This window comes from Bradyrhizobium sp. 613_E4_N2_2 (genome assembly GCF_052075995.1).
Taxonomy (GTDB): domain Bacteria; phylum Pseudomonadota; class Alphaproteobacteria; order Rhizobiales; family Xanthobacteraceae; genus Bradyrhizobium; species Bradyrhizobium barranii.
In genome coordinates this window covers 6,003,115-6,027,138 of record NZ_CP197234.1, presented here as the reverse complement: position 1 = coordinate 6,027,138, position 24,024 = coordinate 6,003,115, and the positions used below count along the sequence as shown (strand labels likewise).

Below are 24,024 nucleotides of genomic sequence, written 5' to 3'. Positions count from 1 at the left end.
AAGCTATCCTGTGATGAGCTCTCTCTTGTTGATCTTGCCCGTATCCGTGCGCGCCAGTTCCGGCACGATAACGACGTACTTGGGGACCATGAAACTCTCGAGGCGCTTGTGACACTCCCGCTGGATCTGCTTGGCGTCGATCGGCCGCACCTGGTCGATGACCACGAATGCCTTGATCGCGTGACCGAGCAGATCGTCGGGAACGCCGACGACTGCCGCTTCCCTTATGCCGGGAATGTCCAGCAAAGCGCTCTCCACCTCCTTGGGCGCGACCTTCTCGCCGCGTGATTTGATGACCTCGTCGCTCCGGCTGACGAAGTACAGATATCCGTCGGCGTCCATCTGACAGTAGTCGCCGGTGTAAAGCACCTGCTCGCCGGGAAGCGGTCCGGGCTTGAGTTTTTTCGCAGTAGCTTCGGGCTTTCGCCAATAGCCCTTCATGACGGTCGCACCGCGGATCACCAGCTGGCCGGCGACGCCGGCGCCGACCCGTTGATCACGCTCGTCGACGATCCACATTTCGGTATTTGGGATGGCAATTCCTACGCTCGACGGCTTCCGATCGAGATCCTCCGGCGGGAGGTAGGTGCAGCGTTTGCATTCGGTAAGACCGTACATGGAGTAGATGCGGGCGCCGGGGAACGTGTGTCTCAGCTGCACCAGGTGCCGGACCGGCAGTGCGGCACCGGTGCTTGTCACGTAGCGAATGCTGGATAGATCGTAACTCTTCAACGACTCAAGCTGCAGCAGAGTCGAGAACATCGTCGGCACGCCGGGAAAACCCGTCACTCTCTCTTCCGCAACACGCCGGAGCGTCTCGGCGGGGAAAGCAAACGAGCGCTCGAGAACAAGGCGCGCCCCGGCGCGTACGGCCATGATCATCTGATACAGGCCGTAGTCGAAGGCGAGTGGCAGAGCGTTGAGGATCACCTCATCGTCACGGACGTCCAGATACGACGAAACCGACGTACACGCCGTCATCATGTTCCGGTGCGTCAGCATCACCCCCTTGGGCTCGCCGGTCGAGCCCGAGGTGTAGACAATGGCGGCGAGATCGATATCGATGCAGCGGCGCGCGGGTGCGGCGTCGTGCTCGGTGGCCGTTACAGTGTTCCATCGCACGGCATGCGGCAGTGCGTTCAAATCGGCGTCGTCGATAGGGCCGGACACGATCACGCGGCGCAAGGACGGGCAATGTCGTGCAGGTTCGCGGAACGTCGCATAGAGGCGCGTTTGCGTAATGAGCGCACTCGGCTGGCAGTCGTTGAGGAGATAGCCGAGCTTGTCGGGTTTCGTGAGAGGATTGATGAGGCATACGATCGCGTTGGCCTTGAGGACGGCCCAGAAACTGACGGCTGCCTCGACGGTGTTGTCGGCAAAGATCATCACACGATCGCCGTGCTCGACGCCGGCCTCGACCAGGTGGTGCGCGACCGCATTTGACCACGCCTCGAGCTGGTCGTACGTGACCCGATGACCGTCGCATACGAGCGCGACCTTCGCGCCGTTTTGATGGGCCGAGTTGATCAGGTAATCGTGCAGGAGCGGCACGGGATTGTTGATCATGCGTAAACTCCCGGTACGTCCTGGCGGTCGACGTCCACACTGAGCTCGAGGCGATGCGGTGCTTCCGGCCGGTCCGCGACGAATTGCTGGAACAGGAGCTGAGTGGACAAGATGCCGACGAGCGCCATGTTGTCGAAATTGGACAGGTCGCCACCGCCGGCGTGCGCATGAGCTTGGCACTTGGTGCGCAACCGTTCGACCGCCACCGGGTCGAAGATGTTGGCGGCGCGGACGCTTGCGCTTGAAAGCGCTTCGTCGACATAAGGGGGGGCATCCCTGTCGACGAAGCAGAGCGCATTGGGGGTCCGGTAGGGCTGCTTCTTGCGTGCGACGATCTCTGGTGGAGCCTGCGACTGCGTGACACGCTTAAGGACGTGTTTCTCGTCGAGAATGCGAAGTTTGCAGGCGTCGGGAAGGGAGTTCGCGAGCTCGACGACGTCGTCGTCAAGGAATGGAAAGCGTCCCTCGACCGAGTGCGCCATCAGCATCCGGTCTCCCTGGGAGGAGAGCAGGTAGCCAGCCAGGAGCGTCTTGGTCTCGAGGTACTGATCTTGTGCGAGCGGCGTCCAGCGGGAAAAATCCGGCGGCAGACGATCGAGCAATTCGGTCACCGGGTCGGCTTGCGAAGTCGCAGCGCGCATGTCTGCGGAGAACAGGCGCTTGATCGCGCTCGTGCTGCGCCAACGCGGAGAATGAGCGAAGCCGGGCGCATCCGGGGCAGAAATGCCGTGTCCGAAGAACTTTAGCGCGATGGCCTGCATGTGGACCGGCGATCGCGAGATGTAAGGATAGAGCCGGCTCAGGAGGGCGGCGCGCCGGGTTGAGGCCGGCTGGCGGCCCCAGAAGCGGCGGATCTTGCCTTCGCGAAACACATCGTAGCCGGCGAACATTTCATCTGCGCCTTCGCCGGTCAGCACGACCTTGATGCCGCGCTCGCGTACGAGCTTCGAGAGCAGGAACAGCGGTGCAGGGGCGGTCCGCAGGATTGGCCGCTCAGTGTGGTAGATGACCTTGGGAAATACTTCGGCGATATCCTGCCGCGAGACCATGAGCTCGTGGTGCTCGCTCGCAATCGTGCGTGCCATTAGGCGCTGATAGGAGGTCTCGTCATACTCAGCGTCGGAAAAGCGCACGGAAAACGTCTGGAAGCGCCTGCCCGCAAACCGGCTCCCCAATGCCGCAACAAGCGAACTGTCGAGGCCACCGGAGAGATAGCTCCCCACGGGGACGTCGGACCGCACCATTCGGAGCGCCGTAGCCGCCTCCAATGCGCCACGCACGGCATCGATCACATCGTCATTGCAGCCGGCGGACGAAATGCGATGCTCGTCGGACCGGGTCGCATAGCACGGAGTCCAGAATGCGCGGTCCCGGACCGCGCCGCGCACGTAACTGCGGACGTGTCCCGGTTCAATTTCCGTGATCCCCTGAAACACGCTTTGCGGCGGCACGCTACTCCAGAAGGTAAAGGTCTGGTCGATGCCTGCTGGATCGAATGCCCGAGGGATTGCCGGATCTGCCGCGAAGATGGCCTTGATCTCACTGGCGAAGTAGAGTTGGCCTTGATGGTTGCAGATATGGAGCGGACAGATTCCGGTCCGGTCACGGGACAAGACGAGGCGGCCGGCGGAGGCGTCCCAGATGGCAAGGGCCCATTGCCCGTTCATCCGTTCGAATGCTGCCTCGCCCCAGGCGCGATAGGCCTGAATCACGACCTCCGTGTCGCTGCGGGTGCGGAAGCGATGGCCGAGCGAGATCAGCTGCTCGCGCAGCTCGACATAGTTGAAGATCTCGCCGTTGAACACGATCCAGGCGGGCCCGCCGGGATCGGAGAGAGGCTGTTGTCCGCCCGCTATGTCGATGATCGAGAGCCGGGCGTGCGCCAGGCCCGCGCGTTGGTCCCGGTAGAGGCCTCGCTCGTCTGGCCCGCGATGTGCAAGCGCCCCGGCCATCCGCAACAGCGCTCTCCGCGAAGGACTCGGAGCGTTCGCACTCAGCGCCACGATGCCGGCGATGCCGCACATGCCGTCTAGTCCTCGATTACCGCATCAACGAGTAGAGGCGGGCTGTGAAGGTAGCGCGTCGCCCGACGCTTGGAAGTGATGTCCTTGAAGACCTTCTGCACCTGCGCTGTGGCCAGACCTACGGCCTCGGCCACGTTGTCGGCGGAAATGCCGTGGTTGACCGCGTACATGCAAACGTCAGTCAATCGATACGGGGCAGCGAAATAGAACTCCTCCTGGCTCTGCGGCAGCGAGAATGTGTCGGACGTCGGCGGCCGTCGCCTGATCTCGTCGTCGATGCCAAGGTATTCGGCCAGTTGGTAGACCTGGCTCTTGTAGAGATGCGCAATCGGCATGACGTCCGCATCCCCGTCACCCTGCTTCACGAAGAAGCCTTGATCGTGCTCGAGCCGGTTTGGCGTACCTATCACGGCATATTTCAGACGGTCCGCGTGATAGTACTCGGTCATCTTGCGGACCCGTTGCTTGTAGTTGGTTGCGGCAACGATCTGCAGGTAGACCTCGGGCGGAAGACGCACGGTGGAGGTTTCGCCGTCCGGGTCCTGTACGGTCAGACGAGTGATGTTGATACCGGCGCTCTCCGAGCCCGAGCCGAGCACCAGCTTACATTTCCAGTCGGTTCCGTACTCGGGTACGACGGCTTGGATTGCCTCTCGCTGCCGGCGGTACGCGCCCAATGCTTCGAGCGCCGGTGCGATGTCTTCGACGACCGTCGTGAGGCGCAGTTGCGTGGCGACGGCCCGGCCGAGCCTCAGCGAATCGGAAGACGAATCGCGCTCGGGCATCAGCAGACCAAGGACCTTCGTATTTCCAAATGCGCGCGCACAGAGCGCTGCGACCACCGAGCTGTCGATGCCGCCGGAAAGCCCGACGATGGCTCCGCGTCGGCCAAGCACGCCAAGGACACGGTCGCGCAAGAACGCGACGATGCGCGCGACCTCGGATGGCGCATCCAGGACCAGGGCGTCTTTACTGAACGCGGGTTCGGTTTGGCTGTGTGCTGCTTGCAAGGTCACTTGAACAATCCGCCTCTCTCTGGGGAAACTCGGCCGGTGAGTAGGTTTGCGACAGCGCCTTCTGGACGAGGTGCAAGTTCATCGCGAGGTAGGGCGGCATGACCAGATCGGTGTGAGTGCCTGCGCTTGGGACGACATCGATCTGGGCAAACGCACGATCCCATCCCAGAGTTTGCGGCATCTTCTTTCGCTGGCATCGGAACAGAACGGCGGAGAACGGCAGCATCGATTTCGGCTCCGCCAACCAGCGGAAGTAGGCCTTCGCGCGCAAGACTTCCTGCAATTCCTGCTTGAGCCTGAACGACGTGAGATCGAACTGCCCCTTCGCGCGGCGATCGAGCATCCGGGCCAGGTTAGCTTCATGGCCGATCGCAACGGTTGCCTTGGCGAGGGCCCGGCAGACCATCCGGGGCGCGGTGACCCGGTTGTTGCGGATTCGACGGATCGTGCGGGTCAACGTCTCCCATGCAGAACTGCGCTCGCCCATGAGGCTGGTGTCGAGAATTCCGAAGAACTTCACCGAGCGGCCGGCGGCAAACATTCGCGTCGCGACCTCGAAGGCGACCGCCCCACCGAGGGAATGACCGAGAAGTCTGATGTGGCCGCGCGGCTGGATGCGATTGATCTGCTCCACGGCAGCAGCAGCCATATCGCAAACGCTGTCCTGACCCTGCAATATCTTGCCGAGATCCGGGTAGCGGATCGGAACGACATGTGCAATTTCGCGGATTGAGGCTGTCAGGGCGGCGAGGCTGGCTCCATAACCAAGAGAGCCGGGCAGTAGGAAAAGCACGGGCGGCGCCGCCGCCACAATGCACGAGGGCGGAGAAGCCAAATCCTCGCCTGTATCAATCAATGGCCGTAGCTTCATTGGCATGCAACCGACTGACCGAGCTCCAAAATTGGAGTATGAAGACGTTGAAAATCCTCTCATCATTCATTTGCATGAAGCACATGGTCGCGCCCAGGAAATTGGTTATTTTTGCTCCAGCGCGTCTGTCGTCCATGTGCCGCCTCCTCGAGCGGACGCGAAGTTCGGGGCATGCTCTTTCGACCCTCTGGGTCACACAGGCCCATTGATCGGTGCGCCCGACGTCCGCGCGCCGCCAGGCCCATTCAAGAGAAACAGCGCCACGATAATTCCCAGGGCGTAGCCGGTAGCTCCTCCGGCGGCCATCATGTAGATCACCTGCAACGGGTCGAGGCCGAGGTGAGCACCGATGAGAAGTGGGCCAAATACAAACACGGCCCGCACCAGATCAACCAGCAGACGCAGTTCCTGACGACGAAAAAGAGTCGGAACTTCCTGAATGGGCGTCGACAAGGCTTGTGCGGCGCACATGAGCGCCAGGGCGCCCATGATCTGACCCGTAGGTATCCAGGATTCTCCGAGCAGCGGAACGACGACGTAGGGGGAGATAAATCCAAGGCCGAGCACCGGCAGAACGATCAGGCCGGCCGCAACGACCAACAGTCCGCATGCGGTGCCGAGCAGATGATGACGGTCGAAGTCTTTGCTGGCCTCGGCGACGAAGACATTGCTGAGCGGCAAGGCGATCAGGGTGACCGGACCGGTCACGAGACGGGCGGCGACGCCAAAATGCCCCGCGAATGCGGTACCGAATAGCGAGCCTATGAAGATTGCGGGGAGATTGATGATCGCGAATCCCGCAAGGGCCGAGGGCAGCTCGAACAGGGGAAATTTGTACTCTCGCCGCGCCGTCGCCGCGACCGAACCCCACGGGGCTTGCGCGATGCGGCGGATGTCCTCCCATTTCAGGAGCCGGACGCAGAGAAATGCGATCAACACAGCCTGGCTCAGGATGTGGGCTTGGATCATTGCGCCGTCCCCGAGGTGCGCGAGGCCGAAGCTCACCTGGAGCACTGCCATCGACGCCGGCAGGATCAGGCGGCCCATGCCGAAGTCACGCATATGATTGAAGCGCAAGCACCAGCAGTTCATTGCGTCGGCAACGCCGACCGCAGCCATCCCGATGGGTACGAGGTAGGTAAGATGTTGCAGTCGTGCTGGCACCACGTCCGACAGCAGGTATCCCGCGGTTAGCACAACAGAGGTCGTAAAGCAGACCGCCACGAGCGTGAGCTTGAGCGCGACCAGCGCGTGAGCTCTGTCCTCAACCACATACAGAGACGTGCTGAAGCGAAGTCCGGCTATCGCGCCGACGATGTTTACGATTGAGAGATAGATCGTGAATATTCCAAAATCCTCCGGCGAATAGAGCCGGGTAAGGATGGGAATGGCCGCTACGAGCATGAGCTGTCCGGTGAGTGCGAGGGCGGAGACGCCCGCCGCTGCACGAACAAGAGCCCTTGTCCGCGTCGGACCGGTCGCCGGTTTCGCGGCCATGAAGAACTTCCTCGGTCCAGAATTCATTTCAAAAACGGCAAGATCGTCGCGACGACGGTGCGATCTATTTCGATTCGATCGTAGGATGGAGAGGGGTGCGCGCCATCATTCGTTCGCATGACGCTGACTGAAGTGTCGCGGAATCGAAGGAGAGTTTGCATGAACAGCTCGTGCTTGCGGAATAGACGACGCATGGAGCCCGATCGTGGGGCCGGAACCCAGCTGTGATGCGCGTGGCTTGTGGGCGGATGATGGATGCTCACGCAAGCCGCGCCGACGGGAGACGCCGATCTACAGGCGATGGGGACGTGAGCTGTGCAAGCCGAAGGCCGGTCCGCGCGAGCAAATCCGACAAGGCGGATGGTCTGACGGCGATAAGGTTATCGTCGTCCGGTCCGGGTACGTCAGGAGACGCCGGCTCCAGTCGTCCCGCCCTGAGATGGAAGAGCTCAAACCCGTGATCGGTCAGTCGGTCATACAGCTCCGCACGCGAGGTGCCGGCCCGCCGAAGGTTGAGCTCAGAATCCTCTATGTACAGACATCGGCAATTGGAAATGGTCTGGGCGGCGCCCTTGAGAAGATCGACTTCGAACCCTTCGACATCGACCTTCAGGAGATCGATCGCCCGATTTCCGACGATCGAATCGAGCGTTCGTACTGGAACTCGGAGCGCCGCGATGCCGGCCGGAGGAGTAGCGCATGCGAAGTTCATGTCGTCACTCCGAAAGTCCGTGAAGACGAGCTCGCCTTCCGTGCTGCCGATCGCCGTGTTGTGGACCTCGACGGTCAATCCGTTCAGGCGAATGTTGCCCAGCAGGTATTTGCAGATGCGCGGATGTGCTTCGATAGCGATGACTCGTCCGGACCGGGCAACGCGCATAGCGGCCGCGAGGCTCAACTGTCCGACATTTGCGCCGACATCGACGAAGGTTTCTCCGGGCTGCAGGTAAGATCCGACGAAGTCGGCGTCTTCGGCGCGAAGGTTCCGGTTGCGCCAGAGTCCTGCGGACATGGAGCTGGGATAGAAACGCATTCTGTATCCGGCAGGAAAGCCGAAGGTGATAAAGCGGCACAGTCCGCTCACCCACAGTCCGCGCGATAGCAGGAATCGAGCCTTGTCGGGCTCCTCTTGAATTCGAGCGAGCAGTTGATGCAATTTGTGCAAGGGGCCACCCATCTCTAGCGGTTAGCTGCTCGGCAGAGCCTAGGCTGACCGGAGCGCCCGGCCATCCTTCATTTGCATGATGGTATCGATCGTTCGATTCTGGATCTCCCGGTCCCGCCGTGATCTTGCCGACCTAGCTGACCGCTTCGAGACCTCGCGTCTGGGGATGATCATCGTCATGCGAATGAAGGATGACCAGTCCCATGCCGCTACCTAGCGTTCGTCGTGTGTAATTCGGTCGGTCTTGACGTTCACTGCTTGTCAAGAAGGACACGGTGCAACGCGATGAGGTCGGTTTTCTGCGGAGCGGATCGCGGGTTCGTCAGGGTCGACTGCTTGAATGACATGAACTGAGCTTGAGGGAAAAGCGATGAACCTGTTGCAGCACGACGGGTCGGAGGGCATTCGAGATCCGGACGCCCGCCCCATGATTTCGGTGGCCATACCAACCTTCCGTCGACCGGATATGATACGCCGTACGATTGAAAGCGTGCTGCAGCAGAACTACGCCGACTGGGAAATGGTGATCAGCGACGACGAAGGTCCCAAAGGCGTCAGTTGGAGCATTCTGTCTGAATACGCTCGGAGCGATTCCCGTATTCGAATTGTCCAGAACCACCGGGGACGGGGCCAGGTTGAGAATACGAACAGCGCAATGCTCGCATGCCGCGGTCATTGGATCAAAGTGTTGCATGACGACGACTGGCTGGTGCCGGGATCGCTCGAGACCTTTGCGGAATTGGCGAGGACGTATCCCGCCGCTGCGTTCATGACCTCCACATCTCATCTCGTTCAGGATGAAGGCATAAAATACCGTCGGGGAGGGCAGGTCACGCTGTATTCGAGCCAGCAGTGCCTGACGGATCTCTATTTGGTCGGCAAGACCCGGGTGCTGGGAATTGTTCCGTCGACCCTGCTGATCAACAGCGAGGTCATCCAGGCGGGTTGTCTGATGCGAAACTACAAGTCGATCCGGTGGGGAGTGGACCAGCTGTTCTTCGTCGACCTCGCCTGTCATGGCGACATGGTGGCGATCGACGACGGCCTGATCTTCTACGATATGACGGACCACGCGAACATTACCGCTTCCAAATCGTTCTCTCAGATCGATGAGGAGACCCTTGATCTCAAGAATCTGACCTGGAGCCTGGTCGAGGACAAGCGAGGGCTTCCGGATCCTGAGACGGTCGTGCGTGCATTGCGGGTTGCAAGATTGCGCGGAAGATTTCGCCACCAGTCCTGGGGGGCGACGATCCGGGATGCGCTCCAGATCCTGCGTCCCTCGGTTATCAAGGCAGCCAACAAGGCGATCCGGGCGCGAGCGCGCACATCGGCAGCGGGCTCATTAGCTCGTGTGGGTCACGCCTGACGGAGCCGCCGCCGATCATTATCGGGACAAGGCGCTGGTCCGATCGGGGGCATCGAGACGTGTTACGAAGTCGAACACGGGGCCGCCCGCTACCCCCCAATTGCTCGACCAGATCACCTGGGAACCGTCAGGCGACGGCGAGCCGTGAGTCTCGCTCCAGTAGTCATGCGGGACGTTGCGTGTGTACGCAATGCGTCGGAATTCGCCACTGCCGTCAATTCGCAGAGCAATGACTTCCCGAGCGAAGGGCGCAAACTTTGGTAGCTGGGCGATCTCGGCTGGATCGCCGCCATAGCTTAGAATCACCCAGCCGGGCCAGTGGATCGCGCGCGTGGACGCATGCGAGGCCTCTCCACGCGGAGCAAGGGCGGTAACCACGCCGTCATCCAGCCGGCGCTTGATCACCTGGTATATGTCGGGATCAGCTTTGCTGATTCCGACGTATATCTCGCGTCCGTCTGTGTCCACGGCCATGTCGCCATGACTCGGACGATGATGTTCGGTCCAGCTCTGCACCAGATCGCCTGCGACGGTATAGATGAATGCCTCATCCTTTCCGTCGACCCAGCGGCTGCATCTGATGTAGCTGCCCAGGGCAGATATCTCGCAAACGCCGTCTCGCCCGGGCAGTTTCCCCACCTCGATATCCGGAAACTTCTGTCGGCTCACGAGGTCAAACGCGAATGCGACGACGACGCCGTCGGCGCGCGTGCCCCGCACGGCGATGCGCCGGCCATCCTGAGAGGGATTGCCCTTGCCCGGTCCGAACTGAAGGCCGCGATAGCCCTCGGCCATCAGCATGATCTCTTCGGCATTGGTTCGCGGCGTCCAGAGCGAGATCTTGCGCCCGATCACGCATATCATGCGCTCGGGATCGCGCGGGTGCCATTCGCACTCGTCTTCACGCTGCCGGCGGAACAGCGGAACGTATGTCCGTCCGTCCAGAAAGCAGAGCCCGTTACAACCGTTGGCGATCAGAAGCAGAGTCTGGTCTGCGTTCCAGGCCTGCGCGCTCGAATATCGGTGGGTGCAATAGGCTCGTTGGCAGGCCAGGCCAGCGCCCAAGGGCCCCGGGGTTGTTATCCGGACGATCGTGGCGCCGGTGTCGGGATCGGTGACCGGAACGAGATAATCGGGCAAGTTCATGCTGCTGGCAGTAGTCAGCTTGGTCTTTGCAAGCGTCTGTGCGGCGGCGATGCCCGCCAATGCAAGCACGACGGCCACGGCGCCGGCCAGGCCAATTCGCGTGTAGAGGGGCGGAGACATCCGTATCTTGCTCCATGGCAAGCAGGGGGCTCGGATCATCCGGGTGGGCAAGCGATCGATACAAGGTTCGATGCTTGCCGGTCACCAGGCTCCTGCGGGGACCAGGACTATTGGTTCGACGATGCGTTCTAGCCGCTCGGTCCCAGCGCGCATCATTTGAATGCAGGAGACGCCCCACGAAATGTTGCCGCTCCACGGGCAGGTTCTGATCCTCTCGATCGATAGATCAGTCCGGCGCGGTTAGCTGGGCGGCGCGTATAGGCGCCGCCCGGCATTTGTTGAGGGCTTGATGGGCGTCAGGCCGATCCGCCAGGCTAGTCCGGCTCTGCGGCGCCGATTTCGTGACGTCCGCGGTCGCTTGACACGAGGCTGAGCGTAGGTTCCCGATCGATTGACAACGGCAGCGCGTGACCATTCGAGACCCGCACCAGTGACCCGTTGTTCATTCCCCAAATTGCGGCCTGCGTCCTGTTCTGGACCCGTATCTTGCGCAGGATCGCCTTGACGTGAACCTTCACGGTCGCCTCGGCAATATCGATCTTTCGCGCAATGCACTTGTTGGAATTGCCCTCGATCAGATAGGAGAGAATCGCCCGCTCTCGCGGTGACAGATGAGGTGCTATCCGTTCTTCGGCCGCAACGAGGAGATTTGATCGCTCTTCGATCACTGGCTGAAGCTGAGGCTCGCGATCGAAACCGCTATCGAGCACGAATGACAGGAAAGCCGGTGGAAACACCGTCTCGCCCATCGTCACGAGTTCGATGGACTTGATGAAAGCGTCGCATGAATTGACGTCGACGAAATAGCCGCTGGCGCCGGCCTTGTAGGCCGCGATCAACTCATCCGGCCGGTAGTGGTCCGAAACGATCGCTACGCGCGCATCCGGATAGTTCTCTCTTACAAATCCGATGTGCTTCATGGCTGCATCGAATTCGCCGGTGCTGTGGATAATCACAAACAGGAGCTGCTGATGTGCCTGGAGTGTGCTTGTAATTTCATCGGTGCTCGAGGCCGACACCGCAATTTGAAAATCTGCCGCATGCAGTATTTGAGAAATTCCCTCTCGCAGCAAAATGTTTCGTCCGATCAAAACAACTTTGCAGGATTGCCGCCTCCTCATCTTACCCTCCGCAACCAACGCAATGACACAACTTGAATGAAAAACACGCAGGAAAAGGAACAAAGCATTGCATAGCCCGTTTTTTCTGATTTACAGAAGTCGGGCGCCGTTTAGTTAATAATTGCTGAAGGTTAGATTCGATCTTTCGATTTTGCCTATATACCTTTCGTTATAGGCCGATGGGTCCCCAAGCTGTTGGTGAATGGTCGTCGGAGATTGACTTGGGGGCGAAAGAGAATACTGATTCAACCTTTGAATGTTCGCCCTGAGCGGGTGAATCCGTTCGCGAAAGCCTTGCTCCATCGCGATGCTTTCGAACTTGCCAAGTGGCAAGACCGCTCTCCAGCGGTTGTGAGCCGAGACCACCGGGTTCATACGGCCCTTTGATCCGGCGAACTTGATGTATATTGCGATCACAGACTCGTGCGGTTATTTGCCTCATGGGTCCGCTACGCCAAATGATACTTTAGGGAATTGCTCGAAGTTTATTTGTTGGTGATCAATTGATGTTGGAGCGGCAAGGGCGGGGGCCTGTAGCTTCAATCGCGGGAATTTTGGGGGCGGCAGGTTAGGGAGCGCCCGATGCGTCGTGCGACTGTAGTGATTGCAGACCGACACCCAATGGTTTTGCAGGGTCTCGCAAGTGTTCTCGGTTCAGAATCCGATTTTGAGGTCGTTGCATCCTGCGGCGATGCTGCGAGTTGCATCCAGGCAATTTTGACGCTTGCGCCCGACATAGCGATCATGGATGCGGCAATGCCGGAGCTGACCGCGCTGATGAACAATTCGCTCAGCCATTCGGACAGCCGACCAACGCGGTTTGTGTTCTTCGCGCCCAGCGAGGACTATGATCTTGTGTTGGCGGGCGCCCCCGCCGGGTACAGTGTCCTTCTCAAGGAGATGACAGGCCAAGCCGTGGTGCAAGGCTTGCGAGACATTGCCAACGGCCAGACCGTTGTTCCGTTATCACCCACCGATCAGGCCGCGCCTCGCGAGCAGAGTCCGAATCCGGAAAGTGCGCTCGCGGTGCTCACCGAGCGCGAGCGGCAGATCATGCGCCTGGTCTCTCGTGGCCTGTCCAACAAGGAAATCGGCCGCCGGCTCAACATTGCGGATGGCACCATCAAGGTTCACCTCCACAACATTTTCCAGAAGCTTGAAATCGGCAATCGCACTGCGCTTGCTGCCCTCGCCATCTCGCAGGATGACCGCGCCAATTCGGCGCAGGACAAACCGGCGCATGCTGGATCGGATCCGGTGCCCGGGGAGCGCTAAGACATCATATCGCACTGTTTGCAGTGCGATATGCGGGCATTTCGCCGAAGCCCAGCCGAGCGACTATTGCACCTTCAGATTGCGCAAGCGCCGGCAGAGCTGCGTTTTCGGTCTCTTATCCCTCGATGGAGAACTGAAGAACGAACAGCGACCGGCCGCCAAGCTCGGGGCTGTCGCTGACTTCCACCTGCCAGGAAATGTAATGCAGGAGTGGGTCCATCACGTCGTGCTTGAGGATCTCGCCGCTCAGTTCGATCGCAGTAGTCCGTGCCGCGGAAATGTCGGGGAGATCAAGTCCGACATCGTCGAGCACTGAATGACCGTCGTGGATATGAAAGAAATACCGCGGCATGGATGTCTCCGGACAACGCGAACATTCCGATGACTGCAGCGAGCCCCCCGCATCACGGTCGAGATTTCGCATCGCAGGGGCGCGCATAGCAAGCGGCTATTCTAGGAGGGCTCAATCATCATTGATGGGTACCCCGACGTTGATCTCTATGATCACGAATTCAGAATGAACAATTGCTTCTCGAGGACTACGATGATGTTGCGTCGACGGAGCCCACTTCGGCGCAGCGTTGCGGCCCCGGCCCTGCGAATCCCCAATGCCCCCGCCGGGGCCGCGCTCTTTTCGCAAGTCCCGCCTGGTCGTCCATCACCGCCGCGCAGAAATTGCAACCGATACGCCGATCGCTCGGGAGCGGACGGTTTGACCCTTGGGGAGATGATCTCGAAAAATCATATCCGGTAGTAGTCGCGATACCAGCGGACGAAATTGGATATGCCGGTTTCGATAGGGGTGGAGGGCGAAAACCCGGTATCGCGCATGAGATCGCCAACGTCGGCAAACGTTTCCGGAACATCCCCAGGCTGCATTGGCAGCATTTCCTTCGCCGTGGTTCGTCCCAGCTCTTTCTCGATCAATTCGAGGACGTGCATCAGCGCTTCCGGGCGGTTATTGCCTACATTGTAGAGCTTGGCCGGTGCGCCCGCCGCATCGGCGTTGTCCTCCGGAGCGCGCTCGATCAGCCGCGAGATGACGCGAGTGACGTCGTCGACATAGGTGAAGTCGCGCCGCATCCGGCCATGGTTGAAGAGCTTGATCGGCTTGCCTTTGACGATCGCGTCGGCGAACAGGAATATCGCCATGTCGGGCCGGCCCCACGGGCCGTAGATCGTAAAGAACCGTAAGCCGGTGACCGGGAGCCGGTACAGGTGGCTGTAAGAATGGGCCATCAGCTCGTTGGCTTTCTTCGTCGCGGCATAGAGGCTGACGGGGTGGTCGGCCCTATGCCGGGTCGAAAATGGTAACTCGGCATTGGCGCCGTACACGGACGATGATGATGCGTAGATCAAATGACCACAGGCGTTATGCCTGCAGCCTTCGAGGACGTTGAGGAACCCCTCAAGATTGGCGTCGACATAAGCGTGCGGCTGATCGATCGAATGCCGGACGCCGGCCTGAGCGGCCAAATGGACCACTCTCGCAAAACGATGTTTTGCGAACAACTCGGCCATCGTCGACCGATGTCCAAGATCGATCTGCACGAAGGAAAAACGCGGATCGCGGCGCAGAATGTCGAGACGCGCGCGCTTCAAGGCGGGATCGTAGTAGCTGTTGATGTTGTCCAATCCGACGACACGACGCCCTTCATCGAGCAGTCGACGTGCAACATGAAAACCGATGAAGCCAGCAGCTCCGGTCACCAGGACGTCGTCGGCAACTTGCTCTGAGCGAGATGACATTCGCTGTCCAAGTTAGATGGAGTTCGAACGGCGAAAAAGGCGCCATCGATCGCAGAAAGTTAGCTCTCAATCGCGCCGCATCTCGATTGCGCAAATGAGCGCACCTGACGATGGCGGCGGAGCCGAGCTGCCAGCAGCCGCTCGAACGGGTTACTCCGTGCATCCTCGCCGCTGTCCTCAAATTCCAGGGGCGTAGCGTATTTAATGTCCGAGCGAACCGCGTCATCATCCATTTGCATGAAGATGAAGCCAGGCAAACCTGCAGAGTTGTTTCAGCGGCGGGCTTGCCCGACGTGGCCGTCGGCTTGGAGTACGCGCTGTCGAACGATCGACGTCGGTGACTTGAGCGCAAACGGCGTGGTCAGGGGTGTTTGCGATGAAGATGGTCCGTGTTGATGCTCTCGGCGCGAATGTATCGAGCATCGGTTTCGGCTGCGCGTCGCTCGGAGGGCGCGTTGGGGCTCGCAGGGGGACCGAGGGGCTCGAGCGCGCATACGACGCCGGAATAACCTGGTACGACGTGGCGCCTTCGTATGGCGATGGGATGGCCGAGTCGATCTGGGGCAAATTCGCATCAGGGAAGCGCGGCAGCGTCTATATCTGCACAAAGGTCGGGATGCGCCCGCGTGATACCTCCGCCGTTAAGCGGATCCTGAAGCCGATAGCGCGCGCCGCTCTTGCGGTGTTTCCCGGGATCCAACCGCGCCTCTCCGCAATGAAGTCGAAGCCCTTCAAAGTGCCGCTATCGGCCGAGCTGATCAGGACGAGCATCGAGGATAGCCTGAGGCGACTTCGCACGGATTATGTAGATGTGCTTGCTCTCCACCGTCCCACCCGCGAAGAGGTCGTTCGCGAAGACATCATTCGAGCGGTCGAGCGCATCGTTCAGGACGGGAAAGCCCGCGCAATTTCGATTGCGGGCAATAACGAGGGCGGAATTGACGACCTCCATGAATCTCTACCATATCGGCTGATACAGATCGCGAATAATCCGCTCGAGCCGAATCTTCAGAGATCGACGGAGATTGCGCGGCGCAGGACGTTTGTCACGTATGGATCATTCTCGAGCGTCGATCCGCTTGTCGCGAGGCTGGGATCGGAGAAGGAAATACTGAACGGCCTTTACGAGATGGGATACCGGGGCGACCTCACCGAGATCGCTGCTGCCTTCGTCGTGGATTACGCGCTGGCAACGAACTCTACAGGAGTCTCACTGTTTTCGATGTTTCGGAAAGAGCATCTCGCGTTCAATCTGCGCCGGTCAGCGCAAATCCCGGCGCTTCATCAGCTCAATCGCATCGTCGCCGAGCTCTCGAACGGGCCGCGGCAAACCGAACGATTGGTCATGCGTGCGTCGGTGTAGCGATCAAGTGCGGAGCTTATGGGTATGAGGTCTACTCCGTCATCATCATACAATCGGCGGCTGCGCGTGCTAGAATTCGCGTCCCACGATACTACTCGCCAATGTTGTCGACGATATTCGACAGGCGCGCGGGCGGCCGGGAGGCGGCTAGCTTGAGCGTCTCGCCGAAGCATGCGCAGCAGGGCAGGCCAAAGGTGAGGGGGCCAGGCCGATGCCGTCGCGTTAGGAGATTGCCCGCGATCGCGGTTGCGCCTGGCGGCGCGCTTCGCGGGGCCGTTGGTAGTTGCTCGGAGAGAGGCCATGTGCGGAATTGTTGGTGTCGTCGGGCGGGGCCCAGCCTCTGCTCTTCTTTTGGATGCGCTGAAGCGGCTTGAATATCGCGGATATGACTCAGCCGGTATTGCCACTCTCGAGGACGGTTTGCTGACGCGACGTCGTGCGGTCGGAAAGCTCGTGAACCTCAAGAGTCGGCTCGACTTGGAGCCGCTTGCCGGGCGGATCGGAATTGGTCACACCCGCTGGGCAACGCACGGCCGTCCCGATGAGACGAATGCGCATCCTCACATGGTTGATGGTGTGGCGATCGTGCACAATGGGATCATCGAAAACCATCGAGAGTTGCGCAATGATCTCAAAGCGGCCGGTGCACATTTTGCGACCGAAACCGACTCCGAAGTGGTTGCGCATCTCGTTAGCCGCGAGCGGAAGAACGGATACGAGCCGGTCGCAGCGGTGCGTAAGGTGCTCCCGCGCTTGAGCGGAACGTTCGCGCTCGCCTTCCTGTTCGAGGGGCACGACAATCTCCTGATCGGTGCCCGAAAGGGCTCGCCGCTTGCTGTCGGCTACGGTTGCGGCGAAATGTTCCTGGGGTCGGATGCGATGGCGCTCGCGCCTCTGACGGATATTGTCGCCTACCTTGAGGACGGCGATCTCGCCGTTGTGACCCGAGAGCAGATCGAGTTTATCGACGTGAACGGCGCGCGCCTGCGCCGTACGTCGGCCAAAATCGCTGGTGCCGCCGTGATTGTTCACAAGGGCGAGCATCGCCACTTCATGGCGAAGGAGATTCACGAACAGCCGAAGGTGGTTGGGCAGACGCTTGCGCAATATATCGCGCCCGACGGGAGGATCAGGTTGCCGGCAGGCGTGGATGTGGACTTCGGGACAGTCGATCGCGTGTCGATTGTAGCTTGCGGGACCTCCTTCTACGCCGGTCTGATTGCGAAGTACTGGTTCGAGCGCTACGCCAAGCTCCCGGTCGAGATCGATATTGCTTCGGAGTTCCGCTATCGCGATGTTCCGTTTGGCGCGGGCAATCTGGCGATTTTCGTGTCGCAATCCGGCGAAACGGCCGACACGCTCGCTTCGTTGGAGTTCGCCAAGACCCACGGCCAGCGTATTCTCTCTGTCGTCAACGTGCAAACCTCGACGATGGCTCGTTCGAGCCACATCGTAATGCCCACATTGGCCGGTCCGGAAATAGGGGTCGCATCGACAAAGGCGTTCACCTGTCAGCTGGCAATCTTGCTCTGCATTGCAATCGCTGCCGGTCGTAGTCGCGGTGTGCTCTCGGCCGAAGACGAGCGATCACTCGTCCGGGCCCTTGCCGAGATTCCAGGCTATATGGCGCGCGCGCTCGAACTGGAGCCGAAAGTCCATGAGCTCGCGCGTGAGATCGCCAGGGCCAGAGACGCTCTGTTCATAGGCCGGGGCACCAATTATCCGCTGGCATTGGAGGGTGCCCTCAAGCTCAAGGAGGTCACTTACATTCACGCAGAGGGCTATGCGGCCGGTGAGCTCAAACATGGACCAATCGCGCTGATCGACAAGGGCCTGCCGGTCATCGTCATTGCGCCGTACGACGCGACGTTCGAAAAGACCATGTCGAACATGCAGGAGGTGATCGCCCGTGGGGGCCGCATCATCCTCTTGACCGACGAGAGAGGTGCTTCACTCGCCGCGTCCAGTGGTTGCTCGGTCCTGGCCTTACCGGATATGCCCCCGATCGTGGCGCCGCTGGCTCTCGCGGTGCCGCTACAGCTCCTTGCCTATCACAGTGCCGCGATTATGGGGACCGACGTGGACCAGCCGCGGAATCTCGCGAAGTCCGTGACCGTCGAATAGCCGGTCCGGTCGCGCCACTTCCGCTTCAGAAAGAGGTGCTGTCGAAAGCAGGATGCTGGTCTGACAGACCGGGACGCTCCGAAATGGGTGCCTCTTTCGACCAATCCGCGTTCTCAGCGGCTCGGGGTAAAATCTGGTGGCCTTCGGGCCCAGGTTAAGCACCGACGTCCGCAGGGCAGGCGGCCCCGCTATATTGTAACCGCGTTGGCGGGGCCGCTGCTGCCAAGAAACGAGCTAGGTCCTGGAGGCTGCTTCCATCCGACGAAGCGAGTGGGTCGTCTCGGGGGCGATGCGGCTCGGACTTGAGATACACAACTCCTCAGAACCAGCCGCCTTGCGCGCGCTCCGCAGCCGGATCCTCGCAGACTCTTCGGCATCAGGCGGCAAGGGCAGCCCGTTCAGGGAGTAGTCCTTTCGGGTTATTGGAAGACCGTTCCGCTTCGAGATAGCTTCAGGCAAGCCCGTCCGGTCGACGAGCTCGTTTGGCATGCTACGTGCGCTTCGCGAGGGATCATGTCGGTTTTGACGGGAACGGCCGGCGCGGACATTCGACGTGGTGATATGATTAAGGTGATCAAAGGGAGGCTGTTCCCGGCGCTCCTTTACGAGCAACATGAGGGCGGCGCCGCCGAAGATATTCCCGAGGGCGCCCGTGCCTATTGCCTCAAAGACAAAGTCTGGCGAACGATGCCTCCGGGCTTCCGCCCCTCCTAGAGCTTGCTGGCAAACCAGCATCGCAAAATGGCCGAGCCAGGCTCGGCCAAGTCGTGAGCGGGCCGGGACCGCAACCTCCGCGGTAGGTCTGGACCGACGGCGGAGCGCCGTGTGTGCAGACTAGCTGCAGCTCAGCGGCAACGGCTGGTCGGGGTGCAGCTCGTACCAATCGTAGCAATCTGGATAGGCGCCGTAGAATCCGTATCCGGGTCGATCGTGACCAAAGCGGTGGAACGCATGTTGGCGCAGGCCGATGCCGCCGTTGCCGGCATGACCGCCGAATCCGAGATGTTCGCCGCCAAAGCCTCCATCACGCGCCATGCCGCCGAAATGCGCGCCGCCGCCGCCGAAGCCCATATGTCCGCCGCCAAAGCCACCACCGCCAAAACTGGCGTGGCCGCCGCCGCCAAAGCCACCACCGTGGCCGCCGCCGCCGCCACCGCCGTGCGCCTCGGCCGCTCCGATGGCCAGGGTCGAGGCAAGCGCCGCCGTTGCCAAAATCATGATTGCTCGTTTCATGGGACACTCCTTTCGTGTCGATCTGCCTGGTCATCCATGCAGTCCGCTTCCGCGTCGTGCCGTCGCCAAAAGCTCCTGATGACAAGGCTCGTGATGAAAGGAGAGGTAGGAGCGATGCGCGGCAATCCCACTAAATTCGACTTCAGGAACGAGGCGCACCGGTAGGGAAGTTGACCCTGCCGCGGGGGCCGCGGCCCACAAAGGGGCGGGCTGAACGTTCCGGCCCGCCCCCGTCGTTCGATGAGGAGCGGCCGACCGAGGCGCCCGGCCGGCCAGGGAAATGCCGTGATCAGAAGCTGCCCGTGCCGGGCTCGCAAGGCACGTTGTTGCCGGTCCACGGCGCCGTCGCGAAAGCGCCGACGCGCGGCGCAGGAACGCAGACGCGGCCTCCCTGCTGATAGAAGGGCGCATCCGGTGCGGCCGTATCGGTTGTCATCGCGGGCTGTCGCATGACGGAATGGTGCTCGCGCGCCATGACGGGTCCCCCGAGCACGGCGGCTGCAATCAATCCCGTCGACAAGAGTTTGAGAGTGGTCATTTCGGCTTCTCCTTTGATGACATCAGGCCGACCAAGCGGCTCCCCATCAACGTATGGACGGCCGGGCATTGTCCAAATGCACGAATTGCTCACCGGATTTCAACGGCCTGTGAGCCGACGCGGCGTTGCAAGCACGATCGTGCGAATGCGCAACATCCGTTGCCTTGAGAGTAACGGGAAGCGCATCGCGGGCATATGTTCATGAAAGCGCAGTTCAGAATGGAGGCGGAAGATGATCACGACGACAGCGAGACGTATGGCCATCGCGCTAGCCCTGTTGGCGACGGAGACGGCACGCTTCCTGAATCGCTATTTAGTGGTGCCCCATTCTCCGCAGGACTATCTCGTCAGACAACGAGTGGCCTATGGCAGGCTGGCGCGGCGCCGCGCGTTCAGAGCGGGCGGGCGTTGAACATGACGCTCCGGACCGCCGAGCCCGTGCTCCTCCGCCGCAGGCCGAAACGCCTCGCAGAACGTGGGAGCAGGATCATGACGCGGATTCTTCTGATCGAAGATGATGCCGAAACCGCCGAGGTGATCGTCGCCGAACTCGCCGATCGCGGTTTTGAGGTCCAATGGGCCCCTGACGGCGTCGACGGTCTCGATCGGGCGCGCGCGGCGTGTCCGGATGCCATGATCGTCGATCGCATGCTGCCCGGAATGGACGGGCTGACCGTGATCGAGGCCTTGCGCAAGGATCGGGTCGGGACGCCGGTGCTGGTTCTGAGTGCGCTCGGCGCCGTGGACGATCGGGTGCGCGGATTGCGTATGGGGGGAGACGACTATCTCACCAAGCCGTTCGCGATCATCGAGCTCGTCGCACGCATAGAGGCGTTGTTGCGCCGTCCGATGGACAGCCGCGAGACCACGTTGCATGTCGGGCCGCTGGAGCTCGACCTGATCGAGCGGACCGCGCGACGGGACGAGCGCGAGATCGATCTGTTGCCGCGTGAGTTTCGCCTGCTCGAATACATGATGCGCCGGAGCGATCAGTTGCTCACGCGCGCGATGCTGCTCGAAGAGGTCTGGAACTACAAGTTCGTTCCGGCAACGACGAATCTGATCGACGTGCATATGGGCCGGCTGCGCCACAAGGTCGATGGTCCCGGCGATGCGCAGCTCATCCACAATGTTCGCGGCTCCGGCTTCATTCTGCGTTCGCGCGCATAGAGACGCGAAACCCAGGGGCTCGCGGAGCAAATCTCGGACGAATACAGAGTGCCGGTTCGATGCGCCAGATTCAGTTCATCCGTTCGAACACGTTCCTCTGGGCCCTGGCGGTGGCGGCCGCATTTGCGCTGTTCGTGGTCGGGCTGTTCGCGTTCACCTATTGGAAGCTCGACGACTATCTGATCGCGCGATCCGACCGCATGATCGCGACCCGGATCAACTTCATCGCCGATTTGCCGCCGGGGCGCCGCATCGGAGCGATCTCCGATCATCTCGAGCAGGATTCCAGGGGCGTGCAGTACGCGGGACTTTTCAATGGTGCCGGCACCCGGCTGGCCGGCAACATCGACAGCTTGCCGCGCGCACTCGATCTCGGCGGAGCGGCGCAGGGTGTGCGGCTCGACCTCATCGAGAAATCGGCGGTCCACGGACCGGTCATCAGGGTCGTGGGCAGGCGTCTTGAGAACGGCGATGTCCTGGTGATGGGACGGAATGTCGATGAGACGCACGAGATCTCGAGTGTCGTGGGGCAGGCACTCGCGCTCGGCCTGCTGCCGGCGTTCTGCCTCTGTCTGCTGGCCGGAGCGTGGCTGAGCGTTCGCGCCCAGAGACGCGTGGAGGAGGTGAACCAGCGGGTGCAGCGGATCGTGGCCGGGGAGTTGCGCGAGCGGCTTCCGGAGGACAATTCCGACGATCCGTTCGGGCGACTGGCCAGGATCGTCAACGGCATGCTCGCCGAGATGGAGACCATGATCAACGCGCTTGCCGGTGTCGGCAACGATATCGCCCATGATCTCAGGACGCCGCTCACGCGCGCTCGCCTGGCGCTGGAGCGCGGCCGAACGCATGCGACCACCCTGGAGCAGCTCCAGGAGGTCACGGACAAGGCAATGGCCGGAATCGATCAGTCGCTCGCGATCGTCACCGCCTTGCTGCGCCTCACCGAGATCGAGAACAGTCGCCGCACCGCCGGTTTCGGCAACGTTGCGCTCGACGAGATCCTGCGCGAGGTGTGCGACGTCTATGAGCCCATCGCCGAAGACAAGGGCATCGGGCTTGGCGTCGTCATCGATCGCAATGTGCAGGTGTGGGGCGATCGGGACCTGTTGTTCGAAGCGATGGCCAATCTCGTGGACAATGCCGTCAAGTTCACGCCGCCCGGCGGCCAGGTGAGGCTCGAACTGGTGTCGGAAGACGACACGGCGCTCGTGCGCGTAAGTGACACCGGACCCGGCATCAGCACGCAGGAGCGCGAAGCGGTGCTGCGGCGATTCTATCGTTCCGACAAGATGCGCAATACGCCGGGGGTTGGGCTTGGACTGAGCCTGGTGGCCGCCATCGTCAAGCTGCATGGCTTTCGATTGATCATCGGTCCGGCTCCCGGCGGGCGGATCGAGATCCTTGCCTGGACCGGGAGGGCGAGCAAAGCCGCCGCATGCCGGTCCCGGACCCCAACTCTCGCAACCGTTAATCAGATGTGATGCCCCTCATGATGCGTGATGTTCTCGATGCCATGACATGCCGAGTGACATGCCGAATGTCTGAAGGCGAATTCAGGTTTGTTACGCTCAATTCAGTCGCCTCTGCCTCCGGAGGCTTCCTAGAGTCCGCTCGCCGGTTTCGTATGTGGGAGTGACAGATGCAGATCCGCCCCGAAGGCGTGAGGAATGGTGCCATGGCTGTCGCGGCCGGAGCCCCATCGCCCTCCTTCCTCAGCGCCTATTCCGCGGCCATCAAGCGCTATGAACTGCTTGAGCCCGGTCACGAGCAGCAGCTTGCACGCCGCTGGCGCGAGACGCGGGACCGTGGTGCCGTGAACGCGCTCGTCACGAGTCATCTCCGGCTCGCAGCCAAGGTGGCGCGCGGCTACAAGGGGTACGGTCTGCCCTTGGCCGATGTGATTGCGGAGGCAAATCTCGGCCTCGTCATCGCGGCGTCACGCTTCGAACCCGGCCGCGGTGCGCGGTTCTCCACCTATGCGGTTTGGTGGATCAAGGCCTCGGTTCACGAATACATCCTGCGCTCCTGGTCTCTGGTCAGGATCGGCACGACGGCAGCGCAGAAGAAGCTGTTCTTCAAGCTCCGTAGCGAGATGAGGAAAGCCGCGGGCGGCGCGATGGCGGCGCTCACGCCCGATGTCGCCGAGACGATCGCGGAAAGGCTCGACGTCACGGCGCGTGAGGTGATCGAGATGGATTCCCGCCTGAACGGTGACATGTCGCTGAATGCGCGCGTTGGCGACGACGAGCAGGGAACCGAATGGGAAGCGTTGCTGGTCGATCAGGCGATCGACGCGGAGACGGTACTCGCCGATCATGAGCAGACGGAGCGCCGTACCAACGCCTTGCGCGTTGCGCTGGGCATGCTCACGGCACGCGAGCGTCATATTCTGGAGGCAAGGCGGCTGGCGGAATGCCCGGTTACGCTGGACCAACTCGGCTTCGAGCTTTCGATCTCCAGCGAGCGGGTTCGGCAGATCGAGATCCGCGCCTTTGCCAAGGTCAGGCGAGCCGCAATTCTTGCCGCGCAGGATGCGGCACGCAAGCGCGCCGACGGCGCCTCGGGCTCACGGTCGCGGGAGCTCACCGCTCCATGAGCGATCGAGAAGCGGTGATGCCGGTACGAATGATGTCTGTCCTGCCGCGGAGCATCTGAATTCGTTTTCATTTGAACGGAT

21 protein-coding genes are annotated in these 24,024 nt (G+C 61.1%); 8 read left to right on the top strand and 13 right to left on the bottom strand.

All coding sequences use genetic code 11. The features are described from left to right. Nucleotides 1-3 precede the first annotated feature (3 nt). The 7 genes from AB7290_RS28990 to AB7290_RS28960 all read right to left on the bottom strand — a co-directional run bounded on the left by AB7290_RS28990 (nucleotide 4) and on the right by AB7290_RS28960 (nucleotide 8,139). Complete coding sequence (locus AB7290_RS28990; protein ID WP_085401013.1) at nucleotides 4-1,566, bottom strand: class I adenylate-forming enzyme family protein; 1,563 nt, start codon at nucleotides 1,564-1,566, stop codon at nucleotides 4-6. Then, a complete protein-coding gene (gene asnB, locus AB7290_RS28985) occupies nucleotides 1,563-3,590 on the bottom strand; it encodes an asparagine synthase (glutamine-hydrolyzing) (RefSeq protein WP_085401015.1) in 2,028 nt (675 codons plus the stop codon). Before asnB ends, AB7290_RS28990 begins: the two co-directional genes overlap by 4 nt. 5 nt (nucleotides 3,591-3,595) lie before the next feature. Continuing rightward, nucleotides 3,596-4,606, bottom strand: a complete 1,011-nt coding sequence (gene nadE / locus AB7290_RS28980) for an NAD(+) synthase (RefSeq protein ID WP_071915348.1) — start codon at nucleotides 4,604-4,606, stop codon at nucleotides 3,596-3,598. After that, a complete protein-coding gene (locus AB7290_RS28975) occupies nucleotides 4,560-5,462 on the bottom strand; it encodes a thioesterase domain-containing protein (RefSeq protein WP_223153623.1) in 903 nt (300 codons plus the stop codon). The genes nadE and AB7290_RS28975 overlap by 47 nt, the downstream gene beginning before the upstream one ends. Further along, nucleotides 5,455-5,613: a hypothetical protein gene (locus AB7290_RS28970; protein ID WP_223153622.1), complete on the bottom strand. Its 159-nt coding sequence runs from the start codon at nucleotides 5,611-5,613 to the stop codon at nucleotides 5,455-5,457. The genes AB7290_RS28975 and AB7290_RS28970 overlap by 8 nt, the downstream gene beginning before the upstream one ends. 56 nt (nucleotides 5,614-5,669) lie before the next feature. After that, nucleotides 5,670-6,974: a lipopolysaccharide biosynthesis protein gene (locus AB7290_RS28965; RefSeq protein ID WP_063986520.1), complete on the bottom strand. Its 1,305-nt coding sequence runs from the start codon at nucleotides 6,972-6,974 to the stop codon at nucleotides 5,670-5,672. 259 nt (nucleotides 6,975-7,233) lie between these two features. Next, the gene (locus tag AB7290_RS28960) at nucleotides 7,234-8,139 is read right to left on the bottom strand and encodes an FkbM family methyltransferase (RefSeq protein ID WP_231144508.1); all 906 of its coding nucleotides are present in this window, start codon (nucleotides 8,137-8,139) and stop codon (nucleotides 7,234-7,236) included. A gap of 370 nt (nucleotides 8,140-8,509) precedes the next feature. On the opposite strand from AB7290_RS28960, the gene AB7290_RS28955 reads away from it, so the two are divergent. Next, entirely contained in the window at nucleotides 8,510-9,508 is a 999-nt protein-coding gene (locus AB7290_RS28955) for a glycosyltransferase family 2 protein (protein ID WP_085401016.1), read from the top strand. Between the two features lie 18 nt (nucleotides 9,509-9,526). Here the strand turns inward: AB7290_RS28955 and AB7290_RS28950 are convergent, their stop codons facing one another. Beyond that, nucleotides 9,527-10,774 carry a hypothetical protein gene (locus AB7290_RS28950; RefSeq protein ID WP_085401018.1) on the bottom strand — a complete coding sequence of 416 codons (1,248 nt, stop codon included), beginning with the start codon at nucleotides 10,772-10,774 and terminating at the stop codon, nucleotides 9,527-9,529. A gap of 314 nt (nucleotides 10,775-11,088) precedes the next feature. Beyond that, nucleotides 11,089-11,895 (bottom strand): LuxR C-terminal-related transcriptional regulator, encoded by an 807-nt coding sequence (locus AB7290_RS28945; protein ID WP_085401020.1) that lies wholly within the window; start codon nucleotides 11,893-11,895, stop codon nucleotides 11,089-11,091. A 582-nt stretch (nucleotides 11,896-12,477) separates the two neighbouring features. Here AB7290_RS28945 and AB7290_RS28940 point away from each other — a divergent pair. Beyond that, complete coding sequence (locus AB7290_RS28940; RefSeq protein ID WP_075019340.1) at nucleotides 12,478-13,170, top strand: LuxR C-terminal-related transcriptional regulator; 693 nt, start codon at nucleotides 12,478-12,480, stop codon at nucleotides 13,168-13,170. 115 nt (nucleotides 13,171-13,285) lie between these two features. Here AB7290_RS28940 and AB7290_RS28935 read toward each other — a convergent pair whose 3' ends face one another. Both AB7290_RS28935 and AB7290_RS28930 read right to left on the bottom strand, forming a co-directional pair. Then, on the bottom strand, nucleotides 13,286-13,522 hold the full coding sequence (locus AB7290_RS28935) for a DUF6894 family protein (RefSeq protein ID WP_028147263.1): 237 nt from the start codon (nucleotides 13,520-13,522) through the stop codon (nucleotides 13,286-13,288). Nucleotides 13,523-13,911: 389 nt separating this feature from the next. After that, the gene (locus AB7290_RS28930) at nucleotides 13,912-14,919 is read right to left on the bottom strand and encodes an NAD-dependent epimerase (RefSeq protein ID WP_085401022.1); all 1,008 of its coding nucleotides are present in this window, start codon (nucleotides 14,917-14,919) and stop codon (nucleotides 13,912-13,914) included. A 376-nt stretch (nucleotides 14,920-15,295) separates the two neighbouring features. Here AB7290_RS28930 and AB7290_RS28925 point away from each other — a divergent pair, with 376 nt between their 5' ends. The 3 genes from AB7290_RS28925 to AB7290_RS28915 all read left to right on the top strand — a co-directional run bounded on the left by AB7290_RS28925 (nucleotide 15,296) and on the right by AB7290_RS28915 (nucleotide 19,120). After that, complete coding sequence (locus AB7290_RS28925; RefSeq protein ID WP_244623237.1) at nucleotides 15,296-16,282, top strand: aldo/keto reductase; 987 nt, start codon at nucleotides 15,296-15,298, stop codon at nucleotides 16,280-16,282. A 300-nt stretch (nucleotides 16,283-16,582) separates the two neighbouring features. Then, a complete protein-coding gene (gene glmS, locus AB7290_RS28920) occupies nucleotides 16,583-18,406 on the top strand; it encodes a glutamine--fructose-6-phosphate transaminase (isomerizing) (protein WP_085401027.1) in 1,824 nt (607 codons plus the stop codon). A gap of 513 nt (nucleotides 18,407-18,919) precedes the next feature. Then, nucleotides 18,920-19,120: a hypothetical protein gene (locus AB7290_RS28915; RefSeq protein WP_063984312.1), complete on the top strand. Its 201-nt coding sequence runs from the start codon at nucleotides 18,920-18,922 to the stop codon at nucleotides 19,118-19,120. Between the two features lie 120 nt (nucleotides 19,121-19,240). On the opposite strand, the gene AB7290_RS28910 is transcribed toward AB7290_RS28915, so the two are convergent. After that, complete coding sequence (locus AB7290_RS28910) at nucleotides 19,241-19,639, bottom strand: hypothetical protein (protein ID WP_085401031.1); 399 nt, start codon at nucleotides 19,637-19,639, stop codon at nucleotides 19,241-19,243. A gap of 289 nt (nucleotides 19,640-19,928) precedes the next feature. Continuing rightward, on the bottom strand, nucleotides 19,929-20,177 hold the full coding sequence (locus tag AB7290_RS28905; RefSeq protein WP_071915339.1) for a hypothetical protein: 249 nt from the start codon (nucleotides 20,175-20,177) through the stop codon (nucleotides 19,929-19,931). Between the two features lie 489 nt (nucleotides 20,178-20,666). Here AB7290_RS28905 and AB7290_RS28900 point away from each other — a divergent pair, with 489 nt between their 5' ends. The 3 genes from AB7290_RS28900 (at nucleotide 20,667) to rpoH (ending at nucleotide 23,943) form a co-directional block, all read left to right on the top strand. Beyond that, nucleotides 20,667-21,347, top strand: a complete 681-nt coding sequence (locus tag AB7290_RS28900) for a response regulator transcription factor (protein WP_085401050.1) — start codon at nucleotides 20,667-20,669, stop codon at nucleotides 21,345-21,347. 59 nt (nucleotides 21,348-21,406) lie between these two features. Then, the gene (locus AB7290_RS28895) at nucleotides 21,407-22,828 is read left to right on the top strand and encodes a sensor histidine kinase (protein ID WP_085401032.1); all 1,422 of its coding nucleotides are present in this window, start codon (nucleotides 21,407-21,409) and stop codon (nucleotides 22,826-22,828) included. Between the two features lie 194 nt (nucleotides 22,829-23,022). After that, complete coding sequence (rpoH, locus tag AB7290_RS28890; RefSeq protein ID WP_085401051.1) at nucleotides 23,023-23,943, top strand: RNA polymerase sigma factor RpoH; 921 nt, start codon at nucleotides 23,023-23,025, stop codon at nucleotides 23,941-23,943. Nucleotides 23,944-24,024 lie beyond the last annotated feature (81 nt).

What these genes read in the sequence shown, in the direction of transcription:
- AB7290_RS28950 (WP_085401018.1), bottom strand. Translation starts at nt 10,774, where the DNA reads ATGTCTCCGCCCCTCTACACGCGAATTGGCCTGGCCGGCGCCGTGGCC.
- glmS (WP_085401027.1), top strand. Translation starts at nt 16,583, where the DNA reads ATGTGCGGAATTGTTGGTGTCGTCGGGCGGGGCCCAGCCTCTGCTCTT.
- AB7290_RS28900 (WP_085401050.1), top strand. Translation starts at nt 20,667, where the DNA reads ATGACGCGGATTCTTCTGATCGAAGATGATGCCGAAACCGCCGAGGTG.
- rpoH (WP_085401051.1), top strand. Translation starts at nt 23,023, where the DNA reads ATGGCTGTCGCGGCCGGAGCCCCATCGCCCTCCTTCCTCAGCGCCTAT.
- AB7290_RS28940 (WP_075019340.1), top strand. Translation starts at nt 12,478, where the DNA reads ATGCGTCGTGCGACTGTAGTGATTGCAGACCGACACCCAATGGTTTTG.
- AB7290_RS28945 (WP_085401020.1), bottom strand. Translation starts at nt 11,895, where the DNA reads ATGAGGAGGCGGCAATCCTGCAAAGTTGTTTTGATCGGACGAAACATT.
- AB7290_RS28915 (WP_063984312.1), top strand. Translation starts at nt 18,920, where the DNA reads ATGTCGGTTTTGACGGGAACGGCCGGCGCGGACATTCGACGTGGTGAT.
- asnB (WP_085401015.1), bottom strand. Translation starts at nt 3,590, where the DNA reads ATGTGCGGCATCGCCGGCATCGTGGCGCTGAGTGCGAACGCTCCGAGT.
- AB7290_RS28930 (WP_085401022.1), bottom strand. Translation starts at nt 14,919, where the DNA reads ATGTCATCTCGCTCAGAGCAAGTTGCCGACGACGTCCTGGTGACCGGA.
- AB7290_RS28955 (WP_085401016.1), top strand. Translation starts at nt 8,510, where the DNA reads ATGAACCTGTTGCAGCACGACGGGTCGGAGGGCATTCGAGATCCGGAC.
- AB7290_RS28990 (WP_085401013.1), bottom strand. Translation starts at nt 1,566, where the DNA reads ATGATCAACAATCCCGTGCCGCTCCTGCACGATTACCTGATCAACTCG.
- AB7290_RS28895 (WP_085401032.1), top strand. Translation starts at nt 21,407, where the DNA reads ATGCGCCAGATTCAGTTCATCCGTTCGAACACGTTCCTCTGGGCCCTG.
- AB7290_RS28935 (WP_028147263.1), bottom strand. Translation starts at nt 13,522, where the DNA reads ATGCCGCGGTATTTCTTTCATATCCACGACGGTCATTCAGTGCTCGAC.
- AB7290_RS28910 (WP_085401031.1), bottom strand. Translation starts at nt 19,639, where the DNA reads ATGAAACGAGCAATCATGATTTTGGCAACGGCGGCGCTTGCCTCGACC.
- AB7290_RS28925 (WP_244623237.1), top strand. Translation starts at nt 15,296, where the DNA reads ATGAAGATGGTCCGTGTTGATGCTCTCGGCGCGAATGTATCGAGCATC.
- AB7290_RS28905 (WP_071915339.1), bottom strand. Translation starts at nt 20,177, where the DNA reads ATGACCACTCTCAAACTCTTGTCGACGGGATTGATTGCAGCCGCCGTG.
- AB7290_RS28970 (WP_223153622.1), bottom strand. Translation starts at nt 5,613, where the DNA reads ATGGACGACAGACGCGCTGGAGCAAAAATAACCAATTTCCTGGGCGCG.
- AB7290_RS28965 (WP_063986520.1), bottom strand. Translation starts at nt 6,974, where the DNA reads ATGGCCGCGAAACCGGCGACCGGTCCGACGCGGACAAGGGCTCTTGTT.